Annotated in this window: 19 protein-coding genes; 6 read left to right on the top strand and 13 right to left on the bottom strand. The window is 68.7% G+C overall.

The features are described from left to right. Nucleotides 1–52: 52 nt before the first annotated feature. Nucleotides 53–688, bottom strand: a complete 636-nt coding sequence (locus tag AB0E14_RS20170; RefSeq protein WP_362419458.1) for a TetR/AcrR family transcriptional regulator — start codon at nt 686–688, stop codon at nt 53–55. Nucleotides 689–760: 72 nt separating this feature from the next. Here AB0E14_RS20170 and AB0E14_RS20165 point away from each other — a divergent pair, with 72 nt between their 5' ends. The 3 genes from AB0E14_RS20165 to AB0E14_RS20155 are packed head-to-tail and all read left to right on the top strand — an operon-like array spanning nt 761 to nt 2,885. Beyond that, complete coding sequence (locus tag AB0E14_RS20165) at nt 761–1,534, top strand: ATP-binding cassette domain-containing protein (RefSeq protein WP_362419456.1); 774 nt, start codon at nt 761–763, stop codon at nt 1,532–1,534. Between the two features lie 15 nt (nt 1,535–1,549). Beyond that, nucleotides 1,550–2,299, top strand: coding sequence for an ABC transporter permease (locus tag AB0E14_RS20160; RefSeq protein WP_362419453.1), 750 nt, complete (start codon nt 1,550–1,552; stop codon nt 2,297–2,299). A gap of 13 nt (nt 2,300–2,312) precedes the next feature. Further along, complete coding sequence (locus AB0E14_RS20155; RefSeq protein WP_362419450.1) at nt 2,313–2,885, top strand: cob(I)yrinic acid a,c-diamide adenosyltransferase; 573 nt, start codon at nt 2,313–2,315, stop codon at nt 2,883–2,885. On the opposite strand, the gene AB0E14_RS20150 is transcribed toward AB0E14_RS20155, so the two are convergent. Then, entirely contained in the window at nt 2,882–3,475 is a 594-nt protein-coding gene (locus tag AB0E14_RS20150; RefSeq protein WP_362419447.1) for a hypothetical protein, read from the bottom strand. The genes AB0E14_RS20155 and AB0E14_RS20150 overlap by 4 nt on opposite strands. Nucleotides 3,476–3,631: 156 nt before the next feature. Between AB0E14_RS20150 and AB0E14_RS20145 the strand changes: the two genes are divergently transcribed. The 3 genes from AB0E14_RS20145 to AB0E14_RS20135 all read left to right on the top strand — a co-directional run bounded on the left by AB0E14_RS20145 (nt 3,632) and on the right by AB0E14_RS20135 (nt 7,468). Then, on the top strand, nt 3,632–4,849 hold the full coding sequence (locus AB0E14_RS20145) for a histidine kinase (protein ID WP_362419444.1): 1,218 nt from the start codon (nt 3,632–3,634) through the stop codon (nt 4,847–4,849). Beyond that, entirely contained in the window at nt 4,837–5,490 is a 654-nt protein-coding gene (locus AB0E14_RS20140; RefSeq protein ID WP_362419441.1) for a response regulator transcription factor, read from the top strand. Before AB0E14_RS20145 ends, AB0E14_RS20140 begins: the two co-directional genes overlap by 13 nt. Before the next feature lie 220 nt (nt 5,491–5,710). Next, complete coding sequence (locus AB0E14_RS20135) at nt 5,711–7,468, top strand: glycoside hydrolase family 18 chitinase (RefSeq protein ID WP_362419509.1); 1,758 nt, start codon at nt 5,711–5,713, stop codon at nt 7,466–7,468. Between the two features lie 75 nt (nt 7,469–7,543). Here the strand turns inward: AB0E14_RS20135 and AB0E14_RS20130 are convergent, their stop codons facing one another. The 11 genes from AB0E14_RS20130 to AB0E14_RS20080 all read right to left on the bottom strand — a co-directional run bounded on the left by AB0E14_RS20130 (nt 7,544) and on the right by AB0E14_RS20080 (nt 17,545). Then, complete coding sequence (locus AB0E14_RS20130; protein WP_362003797.1) at nt 7,544–7,990, bottom strand: DUF2550 domain-containing protein; 447 nt, start codon at nt 7,988–7,990, stop codon at nt 7,544–7,546. Nucleotides 7,991–8,134: 144 nt separating this feature from the next. Further along, entirely contained in the window at nt 8,135–8,509 is a 375-nt protein-coding gene (locus tag AB0E14_RS20125) for a F0F1 ATP synthase subunit epsilon (protein WP_362419437.1), read from the bottom strand. A gap of 111 nt (nt 8,510–8,620) precedes the next feature. Beyond that, nucleotides 8,621–10,063: a F0F1 ATP synthase subunit beta gene (gene atpD / locus AB0E14_RS20120; protein WP_362358263.1), complete on the bottom strand. Its 1,443-nt coding sequence runs from the start codon at nt 10,061–10,063 to the stop codon at nt 8,621–8,623. Continuing rightward, nucleotides 10,063–10,980 carry a F0F1 ATP synthase subunit gamma gene (locus AB0E14_RS20115; protein ID WP_362419434.1) on the bottom strand — a complete coding sequence of 306 codons (918 nt, stop codon included), beginning with the start codon at nt 10,978–10,980 and terminating at the stop codon, nt 10,063–10,065. The genes atpD and AB0E14_RS20115 overlap by 1 nt, the downstream gene beginning before the upstream one ends. Before the next feature lie 20 nt (nt 10,981–11,000). After that, nucleotides 11,001–12,599, bottom strand: coding sequence for a F0F1 ATP synthase subunit alpha (gene atpA, locus AB0E14_RS20110; protein WP_362419431.1), 1,599 nt, complete (start codon nt 12,597–12,599; stop codon nt 11,001–11,003). Nucleotides 12,600–12,731: 132 nt separating this feature from the next. Then, nucleotides 12,732–13,547, bottom strand: coding sequence for a F0F1 ATP synthase subunit delta (locus AB0E14_RS20105; protein WP_362419428.1), 816 nt, complete (start codon nt 13,545–13,547; stop codon nt 12,732–12,734). Then, nucleotides 13,544–14,086 carry a F0F1 ATP synthase subunit B gene (locus AB0E14_RS20100; protein WP_362419425.1) on the bottom strand — a complete coding sequence of 181 codons (543 nt, stop codon included), beginning with the start codon at nt 14,084–14,086 and terminating at the stop codon, nt 13,544–13,546. Before AB0E14_RS20100 ends, AB0E14_RS20105 begins: the two co-directional genes overlap by 4 nt. Nucleotides 14,087–14,127: 41 nt before the next feature. Then, entirely contained in the window at nt 14,128–14,394 is a 267-nt protein-coding gene (gene atpE / locus AB0E14_RS20095) for an ATP synthase F0 subunit C (RefSeq protein WP_024761915.1), read from the bottom strand. 96 nt (nt 14,395–14,490) lie between these two features. After that, nucleotides 14,491–15,300 carry a F0F1 ATP synthase subunit A gene (gene atpB, locus AB0E14_RS20090; RefSeq protein ID WP_362419421.1) on the bottom strand — a complete coding sequence of 270 codons (810 nt, stop codon included), beginning with the start codon at nt 15,298–15,300 and terminating at the stop codon, nt 14,491–14,493. 225 nt (nt 15,301–15,525) lie between these two features. Next, nucleotides 15,526–15,942, bottom strand: coding sequence for a hypothetical protein (locus AB0E14_RS20085; protein ID WP_362419418.1), 417 nt, complete (start codon nt 15,940–15,942; stop codon nt 15,526–15,528). A 265-nt stretch (nt 15,943–16,207) separates the two neighbouring features. Next, a complete protein-coding gene (locus AB0E14_RS20080) occupies nt 16,208–17,545 on the bottom strand; it encodes an MraY family glycosyltransferase (protein WP_362419415.1) in 1,338 nt (445 codons plus the stop codon). Nucleotides 17,546–17,577: the final 32 nt, after the last annotated feature.

Raw genomic sequence — 17,577 nt, 5'->3', positions numbered from 1 at the left:
AGTAACGCGCGTCACGCCCGGTTTGACGGACGTCACACTCACGACAGGGCGGTTACCCCCGTACGGCGTACGTGAGGACGCGTTCGCTCAGCAGCTCCTCGATCTCGTCGAGGAGGACGAGGGCCTCGCGGGAGACCTTGGTCGCCTTGCCGCCGGCGGACATCTCGCGGGTGATGTAGCCGACGACGGTGTTCTCGATCCAGGCGAGCTGGCCACCGACGAGCAGCGGCAGCGGGTCGTCGGCGGCCGCACCGGTCTCCTCGCGCAGGGTGGCGACGACGGCGTCGTGGACCTGCTGCTGGAGGTAGAAGAGCCGGGCCTTGAGGGTGGGGGCGTGGTCGATGACGTTCATGAAGGCGTCGAAGCCGTCCATGAGTCCGTACGCGGGTGACACGGCGCCGATCTGCTGGCGCATCTCGCGCAGGACGGCGTCGGCCGCGGACTCGCCCTTGTCGCGGCCGCGGATCATCCGGGCGACGCGGAGGGTGACGCCTTCCATGCGGTCGAGGAAGAGGTCCTCCTTGGCGGGGAAGTAGTTGTACACCGTGTTGACGGAGACGTCCGCGGCCTCCGCGATCTCCGCGATGGTCACGGTCACGAAGCCGTGCTCCAGGAAGAGCCCGGTCGCGATGTCGGAGATCCGCTGCTTCGTCTGGCGCTTCTTGCGCTCCCTCAGCCCCTCAGCCATGGCGTCATTCTAGGTCCGTCTGAAATTTTGGAGGCGTTGCAAAATTTCAGGGACTCTGTTTTTGTAGTCACCATGCCCATCATCAGTACGGCCGGGCTCGCCCGGACCTTCGAGACCAAGAACGGCCCCGTGGAGGCGGTCCACGGGATCGACCTCACCGTCCGGCGCGGCGAGATCCTCGGCCTTCTCGGCCCCAACGGCGCGGGCAAGACCACGACCCTGCGCATGCTCACCACGCTGCTCCCGCCCACCGGCGGCGCCGCCACCATCGCCGGCCACGACCTGCTCACGGACCCGGCGTCCGTACGGAGCCGGATCGGGTACGTCGCCCAGTCCGGCGGGGTCGACCCGCAGGAGACCGTGCGCTCCGAACTCGTCATCCAGGGCCGCCTCTACCGGCTCTCCAAGGCGGAGGCCGTCGCCCGCGCCGCGGAGCTGGCGGAGGAGCTCGGCCTCACCGAGGTCCTCGACCGCTCCCCGGCCGCGCTCTCGGGCGGCCAGCGCCGCCGCCTCGACATCGCGCTCGGCCTCGCCCACCGCCCCGACGTGCTCTTCCTCGACGAGCCGACGACCGGGCTCGACCCCGGCAGCCGCGCCGACCTGTGGTCCCTTGTGCGCCGGCTGCGCGACGAGCACGGCACGACCGTCGTGCTCACCACGCACTACCTCGACGAGGCCGACGCCCTCTCCGACCGGCTGGTCGTCGTCGACAAGGGCGTCGTCATCGCCGAGGGCACCCCTGCCGGCCTCAAGGCCGAGCACGGGGTGACCACCCTCCAGGACGCCTTCCTCGCCATCACCGGGCGCGGCCCGGCCCCCGTCGACCCGGCCCCCGTGGCCGTCTAGGACCCAGGACTCCCCTTGCTGCTCCACGACACCGCGCTCGTCTTCGGGCGCTACGCCCGCCAGACCCTGCGCTCGAAGTTCCAGATCTTCTTCGGCGCCCTGATGCCGCTGCTGTACCTGCTCTTCTTCGGACCGCTGCTCAGCGATCTGCCGCTCGGCCGCGAGGGCGACTCCTGGCAGATCCTCGTCCCCGGCCTGCTGCTCCAACTCGGCCTGTTCGGAGCCTCGTTCGCCGGGTTCTCGCTCATCATGGAGAAGAACTGGGGCGTGGTGGAGCGGATGCGCGTCACCCCGGTCAGCCGGCTCGCGCTGCTCCTCGGCCGGCTCCTGCGCGACGCCTCGCTCTTCGTCTTCCAGGCCGTGCTGCTGGTCCTCACCGCGCTGGTGATGGGGCTTCGGGCCCCGCTCTTCGGGGTCCTCGTCGGCTTCGTCTTCGTCGCCCTGCTGACCTTCTCCCTCGCCTCGCTCTCGTACGCGCTGGCGATGAAGGTGAACACTCCGACGGAGTTCGGGCCGACGGTCAACGCGCTCACGCTGCCGGCGATGCTGCTGTCCGGGCTCATGCTGCCGATGGCGCTCGCGCCGACCTGGCTGAACGTGCTCTCGTACCTCATGCCGTTCCGCTATCTGGTGGACGCGGTCCGGGACGTGTACGTCGGGCAGTACGCGACCGCGACCGTGCTGTACGGCGTCCTGGTGGCCGTCGGGCTCACGCTCGTGTCCGTGACGGTGAGCACACGGACCTTCCTGCGGGCGGGAGCGTAACTACGCTGGAGCCATGGTCAATCTGACGCGCATCTACACCCGTACCGGCGACCAGGGCACCACGGCCCTCGGCGACATGAGCCGGACCGCCAAGACGGATCTGCGGATCTCGGCGTACGCCGACGCCAACGAGGCCAACGCCGTCGTCGGTACGGCCATCGCCCTCGGGCAGCTGGACGAGGAGGTCGTCACGGTCCTCGTCCGGGTCCAGAACGACCTGTTCGACGTGGGCGCGGACCTGTCCACCCCGGTGGTGGAGAACCCGAAGTACCCGCCGCTGCGGGTCGAGCAGTCCTACGTCGACAAGCTGGAGGCGGACTGCGACCGCTTCCTGGAGCAGCTCGACAAGCTGCGCTCCTTCATCCTGCCGGGCGGCACGCCCGGCGCGGCCCTGCTGCACCAGGCGTGCACGGTGGTCCGCCGCGCGGAGCGCTCCACGTGGGCGGCGATCGAGGTCCACGGCGAGAGCATGAACCCCCTGACGGCGACCTATCTGAACCGTCTGTCGGATCTGCTCTTCATCCTCGCCAGGACGGCGAACAAGGAGGTCGGCGACGTGCTCTGGGTTCCGGGCGGGGACCGCTAGACCCGGTCGCGTTCCTGGTCCCGTTCATCCCGGGCGGGGAGCTCCGGCGCCTCGCCCTGCGGGGCCTTCTTCGGCCAGATCGCGTAGCTGAGCGCGATCAGGCCGTGGATGCCCGCCGCCCGCCACGCGACGTAGATCCAGCTCTGCAGCGAGTCCGTGTCGCCGTCGTCGCCCACGTACCAGGTCGCGAGCAGCAGCAGCCCGGACGCCACGGCCGCGGCCGTCACCGAGCCCAGCCAGACCTTGCCCTCGTGGCGGGCGCGCGCCATGCCGTAGCGGGGCGGCTTCACCGGCGGCGGCCCGCCGCCGAGGCGGTGGGCGGCGTGACCGTCGAGCCACTTCACGGTGCGGTGGCCGTGGCCGACGGTGTAGCCGATGTACACGGCGGCGAGCCCGTGGCGCCAGCTCGGCTCGGCCCCGTCCTTGAGGTCGATCGCGGTGACGACGAGCAGCAGGACCTCCAGGAGCGGCTCGCACAGCAGCAGCGCGAGTCCGGTCCTGGGCATCTTCAGCAGATAGCGGGTGGCGAGACCGGCGGCCAGCAGGACCCAGAAGCCGACCTCGCAGATCACGATCAGCGTGACGATCACGGCGGTACTCCCCTTTCGTACGTCTCTCCCAGCGTCGCCCGCCGCCGGGCGCTGATCGTCGTCGCCAGTGACGAAGTGCGCCTACATCCTTCGACGGAGAGGCGGATCGGCCCGGACGTCGAGGCCCGGCGGCCTCCTCACGTGTTGGATGGACACGTGACACTCCCCCGCCCGCACCGCCACGACCTGCTGATCGCCGCCGGCGGCCTCGCCATAGGCCTGCTGATGTGGGCCTTCGGTCTGCACGTCCAGAACGAACGGCTGATCGGGGACCGCTGGGCGACCCTGGTCCCGCTGTTCGTGATGGCCGCCATGGAGACCGTGCGCCGCGCGCTGCCGCAGACCGCTCTGATCGTCGGCACGCTCGCCCTCGTGGCGGACCAGTTCACCTACGGCAGCCTCGTCACCGCGCTGATGTTCACGGACGTGGTCTACGCGGCGGTGGTCTACGGCTCACCGGCCGCCGCCCGCCGCATCCCGTACACGACCGGGCTCATCACCATCGGCGTGACGATCGGCTTCCTCGTCTGGTGGCAGAACGCCGTCGCGATCCTGGTCGGTGTGATCACGGGCATGGTCTCGTTCCTGCCCGCGGTGACGGGCGCGGTCGTCCGCAACCACCGCCAGGCGGCCGACGCCGCGCGGCTGCGCGCCGAACAGACCGCGCTGCTCGCGGAGATGGACCGGACCCACGCGGTGGTGGCCGAGCGGGCCCGGATGGCGCGCGAGCTGCACGACATGGTCGCCAACCATCTCTCCGCCATCGCGATCCACTCCACGGCCGCGCTCTCCCTGGACGACACGGCCACCACCCGACAGGCGCTGACCGTGATCCGGGAGAACAGCGTGGAGGGGCTCGCGGAGATGCGCCGGCTCATCGGGCTGCTCCGGGACAGCAGCGGGGACGCCGAACCGGCGGCCGCGCCGACCCTCGACGGCCTGGACGCCCTGGTGAACCAGGCCGCGGCCAGTGGGGAGCCGAGCGGGCTCACGTTCACCTTCGACGACGCCCGCCCACCGAAGGGCGCGCCGCTGCCGGCGCCGGTCGAGCTGGCCGCGTACCGGATCGTGCAGGAGTCGCTGACCAACGCCCTCAAGCACGCGGCGCCCGGCGAGGTGCGGGTGGAGCTGGGCCGCCGCGCGGACGGGGCGCTGACCGTCCTGGTGACCAGTGCGCTCGGCGGGGAGCGGCCCGGGCCGCGCGCGCCCGGCTCGGGGGCGGGTCTGGTGGGGATGGAGGAGCGGGTGGCGCTGCTCGCCGGCGAGTTCGAGTCCGGTCCGGTGACGGCGGAGGACGGCCGGAAAGAATGGCGGGTACGGGCGGCCCTGCCCGTGCGGACGAGCGACAAGGAGCCGACGGCATGGTTCGGGTGATCGTGGCCGAGGACCAGAGCGCGGTCAGGGCGGGACTGGTCCTGATCCTGGGCAGCGCACCGGACATCGAGGTGGTCGGGGAGGCGGCGGACGGCGAGCGCGCGGTGGAGCTGGCGCGCGAGCTGCGTCCTGACCTGGTCCTGATGGATGTTCAGATGCCGCGGATGGACGGGGTGACGGCGACCCGGCACGTGGTGTCGGAGGGGCTCGCCGACGTCCTCGTGCTGACCACCTTCGATCTGGACGAGTACGTCTTCGGCGCCCTGCGGGCCGGGGCAGCGGGGTTCCTGCTGAAGAACACCGAGGCCAAGGACCTGATCGAGGCGGTACGGACGGTGGCGCGCGGGGAGGGTCTGATCGCCCCGGCCGTGACCCGGCGGCTGATCGCCGAATTCGCCTCCCCGCGACGCGGCCCCGAGCGCGCGCCGGGCGGTGCGGACCCGTCCGTACTGGACGCGCTGACGCCCCGCGAGCGGGAGGTGTTGGGGGCGTTGGCCCAGGGTCTGTCGAACGCGGAGGTCGCGGCGCGGCTCGACATGGCGGAGGCGACGGTGAAGACGCACGTCTCCAAGGTGCTGGGGAAGCTGAATGTCCGCAGCAGAGCCCAAGCGGCGGTACTGGCACGGGAGTTGGGTGTCTGAACCACACACTACCAACGTTGGTCTGGACCTCTTGACGATTGGTCCAGACCTTCCTACGCTCGCGGGGCGCGCGCACGTTCACGGACCACCCCCCTCATCTCTCGTTCGTCCGTCCGCAACTTGAGGAGCACCGTTGAGCACTCAAGCACCGACGCGCAGAACAGGGTTCAGACACCGGGCCGCCGCCGGTCTGACCGCCCTGATCCTGCCCCTGGCCGCCATGGTCGGCCTCGCAGCACCCGCGGAGGCCGCCGAGTCGGCCACCGCCACGTACACCAAGGTCTCCGACTGGGGCACCGGCTTCGAGGGCAAGTGGACGGTGAAGAACACCGGCACCACCACGCTCTCCTCCTGGACCGTCGAGTGGGACTACCCCGCCGGCACCGCGGTCACCTCCGCCTGGGACGCCACCGTCACCAGCTCCGGCACCCACTGGACCGCGAAGAACGTCGGCTGGAACGGCACCCTCGCCCCCGGCGCCACCATCTCCTTCGGCTTCAACGGCACCGGCTCCGGCGCCCCGACCGGCTGCAAGGTCAACGGCGGCTCCTGCGACGGCACCACCCAGCCCGGCGACAACGCGCCCTCCGCCCCCGGCACCCCGGTCGCCTCCGACATCACCAACACCTCGGTGAAGCTCACCTGGACCGCCGCGACCGACGACAAGGGCATCAAGAACTACGACGTCAAGCGGAACGGCGCCACGATCGCCACGGTCACCGGCCTGACGTACACCAACACGGGGCTCACCGCGGGCACCGACTACAGCTACACGGTCGTCGCCCGCGACACCATCGACCAGACCGGCCCCGCCAGCGGCGCCGCGAACGTCCGCACCACGGGCGGCGACCCGCCGCCGCCCGGCAACACGGTGAAGCTCGGCTACTTCACCAACTGGGGTGTCTACGGCCGGAACTACCACGTCAAGAACATCGTGACGTCGGGCTCCGCGTCCAAGATCACCCACATCAACTACGCCTTCGGCAACGTCCAGGGCGGCCGGTGCACCATCGGCGACGCCTACGCCGACTACGACAAGGCCTACACCGCCGACCAGTCCGTCGACGGCAAGGCCGACACCTGGGACCAGCCGCTGCGCGGCAACTTCAACCAGCTGCGCAAGCTCAAGGCCCAGTACCCGCACATCAAGGTGCTGTGGTCGTTCGGCGGCTGGACCTGGTCCGGCGGCTTCGGCCAGGCCGTGCAGAACCCGACCGCCTTCGCGCAGTCCTGCTACGACCTGGTGGAGGACCCGCGCTGGGCCGATGTCTTCGACGGCATCGACCTGGACTGGGAGTACCCGAACGCCTGCGGTCTCTCCTGCGACACCAGCGGCCCGGCCTCCTTCAAGAACATGATGCAGGCCATGCGCGCCAAGTTCGGCAGCAACAACCTGGTCACCGCGGCCGTCACGGCCGACGCCTCCACCGGCGGCAAGATCGACGCCGCCGACTACGCGGGCGCCGCGCAGTACATGAACTGGTTCAACGTGATGACGTACGACTTCTTCGGCGCCTGGGCGGCGCAGGGCCCGACGGCCCCGCACTCCCCGCTCACCTCGTACGCCGGCATCCCGCAGGCGGGCTTCAACTCCGCCGAGGCGATCGCCAAGTTCAAGGCGAAGGGCGTCCCGGCCAACAAGCTGCTGCTCGGCATCGGCTTCTACGGCCGCGGCTGGACCGGCGTCACCCAGTCCGCCCCCGGCGGCACGGCGACGGGCCCGGCGGCCGGCACGTACGAGCAGGGCATCGAGGACTACAAGGTCCTGAGGAACTCCTGCCCGGCCAACGGCACGATCGCCGGTACGGCGTACGCGCACTGCGGCTCCAACTGGTGGAGCTACGACACCCCGGCCACGGTCACGTCCAAGATGAGCTGGGCGAAGAACCAGGGCCTGGGAGGCGCGTTCTTCTGGGAGTTCAGCGGCGACACCGGCAACGGTGAGCTGGTCGGCGCGATCAACAGCGGCCTGAACTGACGATCTGAGCAGGCCGGAGAAGAAACAGCGGCGGGGACGGTGCAGCACACCGTCCCCGCCGTCGTTCGTATGCCGTCAGGCCACATTCACCCTCTGGCCAGGAGGCGCCGCCTCCAGCCATGCGAGAAAGCCGGTGAGAGCGTCCTCGCTCATCGCCAGCTCCAGGCGGACCCCCCGGTGCATACAGCCCTGGATCACGGCGTCGGAGAGCAGCGCCAGCTCCTCCTCGCCCTCGGGCATCCGGCGCTCCAGGACCTCGATGGCCGAGCGCTCCAGGACGCGGCGGGGGCGGGGAGCGTACGAGAAGACCCGGAACCAGGCGATCTCGTCACCGCTGTAGCGGGCGACGCCGTACACCCAGCCCTTGCCGGACGGGTCCGGCTCCTCGGGCACGTTCCAGCGCAGGGAGCAGTCGAAGGTGCCGCCGGCGCGCTGGATCAGCCTGCGCCGCAAGCCGAAGACGAAGAGCCCGATCACCACCAGTGCGACGACCAGGCCGCTCAGGAGCAGAGCGAGGAACATCTTCACCGACCTCCTCGCTGCGTCCCGTGACCGGCCTTGCCGGCGTAACCGAATACGACCTGCATCTGCATCGCCTCAGCCGCGACACGGTCTGGAAAATTCCAGCCGTGCCGCGGCTGAGGGCACAACTCTCGGCGCGGTCCGCTAGCGAACCGCTACCGCGCGCAACCGGACATCGGCGCGGCGCTCGGCGCCGGCGTCCGAATCCGCCTTGGCGCGCTCCAGCGCACGCTCGGCGCGCTGGGCGTCGATCTCGTCCGCCAGCTCGGCGATCTCCGCGAGCAGAGAAAGCTTGTCGTCGGCGAACGAGATGAATCCACCGTGGACGGCGGCGACGACGGTCGCGCCCTCACTGGTACGGATGGTCACCGGGCCCGACTCCAGCACACCGAGCAGCGGCTGGTGGCCGGGCATGACGCCGATGTCGCCGGAGGTGGTACGCGCGATGACCAAGGTGGCCTCGCCGGACCAGACACTCCGGTCCGCGGCGACCAGCTCGACGTGCAGCTCAGCAGCCAAGGGTGGCTCCTCGGGTCACCACCCGGCGGTCGTGCCGGGTGTTGGGGTCAATTCTAATGGGCGTGATGAGGGGGGCGGGACAGGCCCGCCCCCCTCACGAGAGCACGGGGCTCAGGAGACGCCGAGCTCCTTGGCGTTCTTCTTGAGGTCCTCGAGACCACCACACATGAAGAAGGCCTGCTCGGGGAAGTGGTCGTACTCACCGTCGCAGATCGCGTTGAACGCGGCGATCGACTCGTCGAGCGGAACGTCCGAACCGTCCACACCGGTGAACTGCTTCGCCGCGTGGGTGTTCTGGGACAGGAAGCGCTCGACACGGCGGGCGCGGTGGACAACGAGCTTGTCCTCCTCGCTCAGCTCGTCGATACCGAGGATCGCGATGATGTCCTGGAGGTCCTTGTACTTCTGCAGGATTCCCTTGACGCGCGTGGCGGCGTCGTAGTGGTCCTGCGCGATGTAGCGCGGGTCCAGGATCCGGGACGTGGAGTCCAGCGGGTCCACGGCCGGGTAGATGCCCTTCTCGGAGATCGGACGGGAGAGAACCGTCGTCGCGTCGAGGTGGGCGAAGGTGGTGGCCGGGGCCGGGTCGGTCAGGTCGTCCGCGGGGACGTAGATCGCCTGCATCGAGGTGATCGAGTGACCACGGGTCGACGTGATGCGCTCCTGGAGGAGACCCATCTCGTCGGCCAGGTTCGGCTGGTAACCCACCGCGGAGGGCATGCGGCCGAGCAGCGTGGAGACCTCGGAACCGGCCTGGGTGAAGCGGAAGATGTTGTCGATGAAGAACAGCACGTCCTGCTTCTGCACATCGCGGAAGTACTCCGCCATGGTCAGACCGGCCAGGGCGACGCGCAGACGCGTGCCCGGCGGCTCGTCCATCTGGCCGAAGACCAGCGCGGTCTTGTCCAGAACGCCGGCCTCCTCCATCTCCACCATGAGGTCGTTGCCCTCACGGGTGCGCTCACCGACGCCCGCGAAGACCGACACACCGTCGTGCAGCTTGGCCACACGGACGATCATTTCCTGGATCAGAACGGTCTTGCCGACACCGGCGCCACCGAACAGACCGATCTTTCCACCCTTGACGTACGGGGTGAGAAGGTCGACGACCTTCAGGCCGGTCTCGAACATCTCGGTCTTCGACTCGAGCTGGTCGAACGCGGGGGCCTTGCGGTGGATCGCCCAGCGCGGGGCGTCGGCCACCGTGGAGGCCTCGGCGTTCAGCACCTGACCGAGCGTGTTGAACACGCGGCCCTTGGTGACATCGCCGACCGGCACCGTGATGCCGTCCCCGGTGTCGACCACCGGGGCCTGGCGGACCAGACCGTCGGTGGGCTGCATGGAGATGGTGCGGACGAGGCCGTCACCGAGGTGCTGGGCGACCTCGAGGGTCAGCGTCTTGGTCGCGCCCTCCTCGGCCGGGTCCGGAACCTCGACGTTCAGCGCGTTGTAGATCTCCGGCATCGCGTCGACGGGGAACTCCACGTCGACGACCGGGCCGATGACCCGGGCGACGCGGCCCGTGGCGGCGGCCGTCTCAACAGTGGTCGTCATTACTTGTCACTCCCCGCGGTCGCGTCGGCCAGGGCTGCGGTGCCACCGACGATCTCGCTGATTTCCTGGGTGATTTCGGCCTGGCGGGCCGCGTTGGCAAGTCGGGAGAGGTTGTTGATCAAGTCTCCCGCGTTGTCGGTCGCCGACTTCATCGCACGGCGCGTGGCGGCGTGCTTGGAGGCAGCCGACTGGAGCAGCGCGTTGTAGATACGGCTCTCGACGTAGCGCGGCAGCAGGGCGTCGAGGACGTCCTCCGCCGACGGCTCGAAGTCGTACAGCGGACGGAGCGTCTCCTGCTCGCCCGCCTCCTTCGCCACCTCGTCGAGGCTGAGGGGCAGCAGCCGGGCCTCGACCGCCGTCTGCGTCATCATCGAGACGAACTCGGTGTAGACGATGTGGAGCTCGTCCACACCACCGTCGGCCGTGTCCTTCTCGATCGCCTCGATCAGCGGAGCCGCGATCTTCTTGGCGTCCGCGTACTCCGGCTGGTCCGTGAAGCCGGTCCACGAGTCGGCCAGCTTGCGCTCACGGAAGTTGTAGTGCGCGATGCCACGACGGCCGACGACGTAGATGTCGACCTCGCGTCCCTCGCTCTCCAGCTTCCTCGTGAGCGCTTCCGCCGCCTTGATGGCGTTGGAGTTGAAGGCGCCGGCCAGACCGCGGTCGCTCGACAGGAGCAGGACCGCGGCGCGGGTCGGGTTCTCCACCTCGGTGGTCAGCGAGTGCTTGTCGTTCGCACCCGTGGCGACCGCGGTGACCGCGCGGGTCAGCTCGGTCGCGTACGGGGTCGACGCCTGCACCTTGCGCTGCGCCTTGACGACGCGCGAGGCGGCGATCATCTCCATCGCCTTGGTGATCTTCTTCGTCGCGGTGACGGATTTGATGCGACGCTTGTAGACCCGGAGCTGCGCTCCCATGAGTCAGGTCCCTTCCGTCGTCACTTCGAGACGTTGACGGCAGCGGAAGCGTCGTCGCCCAGCAGCTTCCCGTCAGAGGTCTCGAACTGCTTCTTGAACTCCGCGATGGCGTCGGCGACGGACTGCAGGGTGTCGTCCGACATCTTGCCGCCCTCACGGATGGAGGTCATGAGACCCGAGTGGCTCTGGCGGAGGTACGCCAGCATCTCGGCCTCGAAGCGACGGATGTCGGCCACCGGGACGTCGTCCATCTTGCCGGTGGTGCCGGCCCAGACCGAGACGACCTGGTTCTCCGTGGGCATCGGCTGGTACTGAGCCTGCTTGAGCAGCTCGACCATGCGCTGACCACGCTCCAGCTGCGCCTTCGACGCGGCGTCCAGGTCGGAACCGAAGGCGGCGAACGCCTCGAGCTCACGGAACTGGGCCAGGTCGACACGGAGGCGACCGGAGATCTGCTTCATCGCCTTGTGCTGGGCGGAGCCACCGACACGGGAGACCGAGATACCGACGTTCAGGGCCGGACGCTGGCCGGCGTTGAACAGGTCGGACTCCAGGAAGCACTGGCCGTCGGTGATGGAGATGACGTTGGTCGGGATGAACGCCGAGACGTCGTTGGCCTTCGTCTCGACGATCGGCAGACCGGTCATCGAGCCCGCGCCCATCTCGTCCGAGAGCTTCGCGCAGCGCTCGAGGAGGCGGGAGTGCAGGTAGAAGACGTCACCCGGGTAGGCCTCACGGCCCGGCGGGCGGCGCAGCAGCAGGGACACGGCGCGGTAGGCGTCGGCCTGCTTCGACAGGTCGTCGAAGACGATCAGGACGTGCTTGCCCTGGTACATCCAGTGCTGACCGATGGCGGAGCCGGTGTACGGCGCCAGGTACTTGAAGCCGGCCGGGTCGGACGCCGGGGCGGCGACGATCGTCGTGTACTCGAGCGCACCGGCCTCCTCCAGCGCGCCGCGCACGGACGCGATGGTGGAGCCCTTCTGGCCGACGGCGACGTAGATGCAGCGGACCTGCTTGTTCACGTCGCCCGAGCGCCAGTTGTCACGCTGGTTGATGATCGTGTCGACGCACAGCGCGGTCTTGCCGGTCTGACGGTCGCCGATGATCAGCTGACGCTGGCCGCGGCCGACCGGGGTCATGGCGTCGACGGCCTTGTAGCCGGTCTCCATCGGCTCGTGGACCGACTTGCGCTGCATGACGCCGGGCGCCTGCAGCTCGAGGGCGCGGCGGCCCTCCGTCGCGATCTCGCCGAGGCCGTCGATCGGGTTGCCGAGCGGGTCGACAACGCGGCCGAGGTAGCCCTCGCCGACACCGACCGAGAGAACCTCACCGGTGCGCTGCACCGGCTGGCCCTCCTCGATGCCGCTGAACTCGCCGAGGACGATCGCACCGATCTCGCGCTCCTCGAGGTTGAGGGCGAGACCGAGGGTGCCGTCCTCGAACTTCAGCAGCTCGTTCGCCATGGCCGAGGGAAGACCCTCCACCTTGGCGATGCCGTCGCCGGCCAGGCTGACCGTTCCGACCTCCTCGCGCGAGGCCGCGTCCGGCTGGTACGACTGGACGAAGTTCTCCAGCGCGTCCCGGATCTCCTCCGGCCGGATCGTGAGCTCCGCCATCTGGGTTCCCTGCTCTCCTTGTTGGGCCCGAAGTTTTCTTGGGGGTCTGGGGGCCGACCCCCAGGAATCTTCTGCAATGTGCACGGCCCAACCGGGCCGCTGATCATGCTTGTGTGGTGGTGGGCGCTGTCGTCAGCCGGCCAGTCGACGCGTCGCCTCGTCGAGGCGCTCCGCGATGGTCCCGTTGATGACCTCGTCGCCGACCTGCACCGAGATCCCGCCGAGGACCGAGGGGTCCACGTCCAGGTTCAGGTGCATCTGGCGGCCGTACAGCTTGGCCAGTACGCCACCGAGGCGCTGCTTCTGCTGGTCGGACAGCGGCACCGCCGACGTGACGACCGCGACCATCCGGTCCCGGCGCGCCGCGGCGAGCTTGGACAGGGACTCCAGTCCCGATTCCAGGCTACGTCCCCGGGGCTGGGTGACGAGACGGATGATCAGTCGCTCGGTGACCGCGTTGGCCTTGCCGCCGAGCAGGCCGCGCAGCAGCTCGCTCTTGGCGGACGCCGTGGCGGCCTTGTCCGTCAGCGCCGAGCGGAGCCCGGTGCTGGAGGAGACGATCCGGCCGAACCGGAACAGCTCGTCCTCGACGTCGTCCAGGGCGCCGGCCTGCTGCGCCGCGGTGAGGTCGGCGATGTTCGCCAGCTCCTCGACCGAGTCGACCAGGTCACGCGACTGGGACCAGCGGGACCGCACCATGCCCGAGATCAGGTCGACGGTCTCGCCGCCCACCTGTCCGCCGAGCAGACGCTGCGCGAGCTCGGCCTTGGCCTCGCCCGCCTGCGCCGGGTCGGTCAGGACCCGACGCAGCGAGACCTCGCGGTCGAGCAGCGCGGTGACGGAGGCCAGCTCGCCCGCGAGCTTCGTCGCGTCGACCGAGGTGTTGTCGGTCAGCGCGTCGAGGGACTCACGTGCGGCGGCCAGTGCTTCACGGCTCGCTCCGTTCATCGGACGGCCTCGGCCTTCTCCTCGAGCTCGTCGAGGAAGCGGTCGATCGTGCGGCTCTGGCGGGCGTGGTCCTCGAGGGACTCACCGACCAGCTTGCCGGCCAGGTCGGTGGCGAGCTTGCCCACGTCCTGGCGCAGCGAGGTCGCCGCGGCCTTGCGGTCGGCCTCGATCTGCGTGTGACCGGCCGCGATGATCTCCTCGCGCTGGCGCTGGCCTTCCGCCTTCATCTCCTGGATGATCGCGGTGCCCTGCTCCGTCGCCTCCTGGCGAAGACGCGCGGCCTCGTGGCGGGCCTCGGCGAGCTGGGCCTTGTACTGCTCCAGCACACTCTGGGCCTCGACCTGGGCCGCGTCGGCCTTCTCGATGCCACCTTCGATGGCCGCCCGACGCTCGTCCAGAACCTTGTTGATGTTCGGGAGGAGCTTCTTGGCGAGGAAGCCGAAGACGATGACGAAGGCGATCAGGCCGATGACGAGCTCGTCAAGATGCGGGAGAAGAGGAGGCTGGGGCTCCTCCGCCGCAAGAAGCAGAGCGTTCACATCAGTGCCTTCCGTAAAAAGGTGTGGGCTGTCGGTCCGGCTTACTGGTAGACGAAGCCCATGACGATGCCGATGAGGGCGAGCGCCTCACAGAAGGCGAAACCCATGATCTGGTTGGTGCGGATCAGACCGGCGGCCTCGGGCTGGCGGGCGAGGGCCTGCGTACCGTTACCGAAGATGATGCCGACGCCGACGCCGGGGCCGATCGCGGCGAGGCCGTAGCCGATCGAGGCGACGTTGCCGACGACGTTGGTCTTGGCGCTGCCACCTTCGGCGGCAAGGTTGATCATGTCGAGAGCAGCGGACATGCCGTTACTTCCTTCTCTGTTCAATGACCCGATGGGGGTTGGCCACCGGACGACTGATGGATTGGGGGTCTAGCTGGATCCCTGGGCGGGAGTGGCTCAGTGGTGCTCGGCGAGCGCGCCCTGGATGTAGCTGCAGGCCAGGAGGACGAAGACGTACGCCTGGACGGCCTGGATGAAGAGCTCGAAGGCCGTCATCACGAGGACCATGACGAACGAGGCGCCGGCGTAGACGAAGCCGATCCCGTTCATCAGGTACCAGGTGGCCAGCGAGAACATCACGATCAGCAGGTGACCGGCGAACATGTTCGCGAACAGTCGGACCGCGTGCGTGAAGGGCCGGATGATGAGGTTCGAGAAGAACTCGAGGACGACGACCATCGGGAGGATCGCGCCGAGGGACTTGTCGTAACCGACGATGTTCTTCCAGCCGCCGACGAAGCCGTGCTTCTTGAAGGTCAGCGAGATCCACATGACGTAGACGATCAGCGCGAGACCGGCCGGGAAGGCGATCAGCGAGGTGACCGGGAACTGGGCGAGCGGAATGATCGACCAGAGGTTCATGATCCAGACGAAGAAGAACAGCGACACCATGAAGGGGACGTACTTCTCGCCGTCCTTCTTGCCGATGATCTCGTAGACGATGCCGCGGCGGACGAAGTCGTAACCGGCCTCGCCGACCATCTGCATCTTGCCGGGAATCAGCTTGGGCTTGTTGAAGGCGGCCCAGAAGAACCCGACGACCACGATGGAGCCGAGGACGGCGAGCAGCATCGGCTTGGTGATCTCGATGCCGCCCACCGTGGCGATGGGCTCGTACATGAACGTGTGCAGGCCCGGCGCCGGGAAGCCGCATCCACTGAAGATGTGGCAATCCGGGTCGAAGGCAAGCGTCTGGTCAGCACTCACCGCGGGCTCCTTCAGCGTGGCGCATAGGTACGGCAACCTCGTTGTGTCGGCGCGGCACGCAGCCGCGGGTCGGCACTGGACTGGTCTTACGGATAAGGGGGCGGCGGTTCGGCGTCGAGCCTCGCGCTGGGACAGGCGTCAGCTCGGATGCCCGCGCCCGCAGTGCCGCAGTTGGCACCGGACGATAGCAGGAAGCCGAACGCGCCTTTATCCCGGCCCTACCCCTCACGTCGAAGACCCCGGCTTCTTGGGGTCGTCGATGTACATGATCTTGGCCTTCGCGTACGCGCGCGCCTGCGCGGCGATCCAGACGATGGTCACCGCGAGCAGGGTGAAGGCGAACGTCTTGAAATCGAAGAACGTCGTCTTCTTGAACAGCACGATCAAGAGGAAGAGGAACAGGATCTGGGTCGTGTAGAGCAACAGCCCCATGGCCTGGAACAGGTGCGGGTACGACTTCGCCGTCCGCTGGAGCACCACGAGCCCGATCCCCATGAAAGCGAGGACGAGGGCGCAGCCGATGACGGCGCCGAGCGCGCCCTTGCCGCCGGCGACCACGCCGCTGATGACCGCGGCGATGGCGCCGGTGGCCGCAGCGGGAATGGCGGCGGACAGAAGGATGCGTGCGTCGTTGGACGGCATGGCGGTGTCTCCGCTTGTTGCTGGTGGGGGCGATGGTGTCGTCAGGGACGAGCGTAAGCCCGGTCCGAGGTGTGTCTCGGGGCCAACGGACCGTCGCACTACGGTCCTTCGGCTCTGTCGCCGGGTCTCGTGAACGGTATCACAAACTATTTGAGTAGTTCTTTACCCGTGAAGTGTGCTGACTCTCACACATGAGTGTGACTGTGCGCGTGTGTGCGCGACGCGGGGGCGACTTGTCTGGTAATGCCCGCCGATGCGACCTTCGTCAACTCGGCGTTCCGGCCTTTCGCCGGTCGGTGAAGCGCGAACGATGGCCGATGGCGGTGGCTCCGTTGACTCCGGCCGGCACCGGAACGCGCTCCTCCGCGGGCTCCTCCTCGGACTCGGCGGCCGGAGCCACCGATTCCGTCACAGGAAGTTCCACGACCGGACGCTTACGGCGCCGGTAGCGCGGCGGCACGAAGGACTCCGCCCACCTCGGGGCCCGCGGCGTGAAGCGCGGCAGCAGGAGCAGCACCAGGCCGATCGCGCTGAGCACCACCACCACGAGCACGATCCACATGGACGTCGAGTGCACCGAGTACGCCAGCGTCCCGAAGGCGATCAGCGCGGACCAGAAGTACATGATCAGGACGGCCCGGCTGTGCGAGTGCCCGATCTCCAGGAGCCGGTGGTGCAGGTGCCCGCGGTCCGCCGCGAACGGCGACTGGCCGTTCCAGGTACGGCGCACGATCGCCAGGACCAGGTCCGCCATCGGGATCGCGATGATCGTCAGCGGCAGCAGCAGCGGGATGAAGACCGGCAGGGCGGCGTGGGTGGCCTCACGGGTCGAGCCCTCGAAGATCTGCAGCACGTCCGCGTCGACCTGGCCGGTGATCGAGATCGCCGAGGCGGCCAGGATCAGGCCGATCAGCATCGAGCCCGAGTCGCCCATGAAGATCCTGGCCGGATGCATGTTGTGTGGCAGGAACCCCAGGCACATGCCCATGAGGATGGCGGCGAACAGCGTCGCGGGGGACGCGGCCTCGATGCCGTAGCCGTACCAGAGCCGGTACGCGTACAGGAAGAAGGCGGCGGCCGCGATGCAGACCATGCCGGCGGCCAGGCCGTCCAGGCCGTCGACGAAGTTGACCGCGTTGATCGTGAGGACGACGAGCGCCACCGTCAGCAGCGTGCCCTGGCCCTTGGTGAGCGCCACCACCCCGACACCGGGGATGGGCAGCCACAGGATCGTCAGACCCTGGATCACCATCACACCGGCCGAGATCATCTGCGCGCCCAGCTTGATCAGCGCGTCCAGCTCGAACTTGTCGTCCAGGACACCGATCAGCCAGATCAGCGCGGCACCGGAGAGCAGCGCGCGGGGCTCGTTGGAGAGCTCGAAGACGCTGTTGAGGTTCTGCAGATGGTCCGCGACCAGCAGACCCGTGCACAGGCCGAAGAACATGGCGATGCCACCGAGCCGCGGAGTCGGTTCTCGGTGTACGTCGCGGGCACGGATCTCCGGCATCGCCCCGGTCGCGATGGCGAACTTCCGCACCGGACCGGTCAGCAGATAGGTCACCGCGGCCGTGACACAGAGCGTCAGCAGGTAATCACGCACGGGCTGCCCCACAGGAATCGCTGGCCATCTCA

It is taken from the genome of Streptomyces sp. NPDC047981 (genome assembly GCF_040653315.1).
GTDB lineage: Bacteria > Actinomycetota > Actinomycetes > Streptomycetales > Streptomycetaceae > Streptomyces.
Note: the sequence above shows the minus strand (reverse complement) of the source record. Positions and strands in the feature narration are given on the sequence as shown.

Bases quoted from the DNA above. Each gene is read 5' to 3' on its own strand.
- AB0E14_RS20170 (WP_362419458.1), bottom strand. From the start codon at position 688: ATGGCTGAGGGGCTGAGGGAGCGCAAGAAGCGCCAGACGAAGCAGCGG.
- atpA (WP_362419431.1), bottom strand. From the start codon at position 12,599: ATGGCGGAGCTCACGATCCGGCCGGAGGAGATCCGGGACGCGCTGGAG.
- AB0E14_RS20140 (WP_362419441.1), top strand. From the start codon at position 4,837: ATGGTTCGGGTGATCGTGGCCGAGGACCAGAGCGCGGTCAGGGCGGGA.
- atpD (WP_362358263.1), bottom strand. From the start codon at position 10,063: ATGACGACCACTGTTGAGACGGCCGCCGCCACGGGCCGCGTCGCCCGG.
- atpE (WP_024761915.1), bottom strand. From the start codon at position 14,394: ATGTCCGCTGCTCTCGACATGATCAACCTTGCCGCCGAAGGTGGCAGC.
- AB0E14_RS20105 (WP_362419428.1), bottom strand. From the start codon at position 13,547: ATGAACGGAGCGAGCCGTGAAGCACTGGCCGCCGCACGTGAGTCCCTC.
- AB0E14_RS20135 (WP_362419509.1), top strand. From the start codon at position 5,711: ATGGTCGGCCTCGCAGCACCCGCGGAGGCCGCCGAGTCGGCCACCGCC.
- AB0E14_RS20165 (WP_362419456.1), top strand. From the start codon at position 761: ATGCCCATCATCAGTACGGCCGGGCTCGCCCGGACCTTCGAGACCAAG.
- AB0E14_RS20130 (WP_362003797.1), bottom strand. From the start codon at position 7,990: ATGTTCCTCGCTCTGCTCCTGAGCGGCCTGGTCGTCGCACTGGTGGTG.
- AB0E14_RS20085 (WP_362419418.1), bottom strand. From the start codon at position 15,942: ATGCCGTCCAACGACGCACGCATCCTTCTGTCCGCCGCCATTCCCGCT.
- AB0E14_RS20155 (WP_362419450.1), top strand. From the start codon at position 2,313: ATGGTCAATCTGACGCGCATCTACACCCGTACCGGCGACCAGGGCACC.
- AB0E14_RS20115 (WP_362419434.1), bottom strand. From the start codon at position 10,980: ATGGGAGCGCAGCTCCGGGTCTACAAGCGTCGCATCAAATCCGTCACC.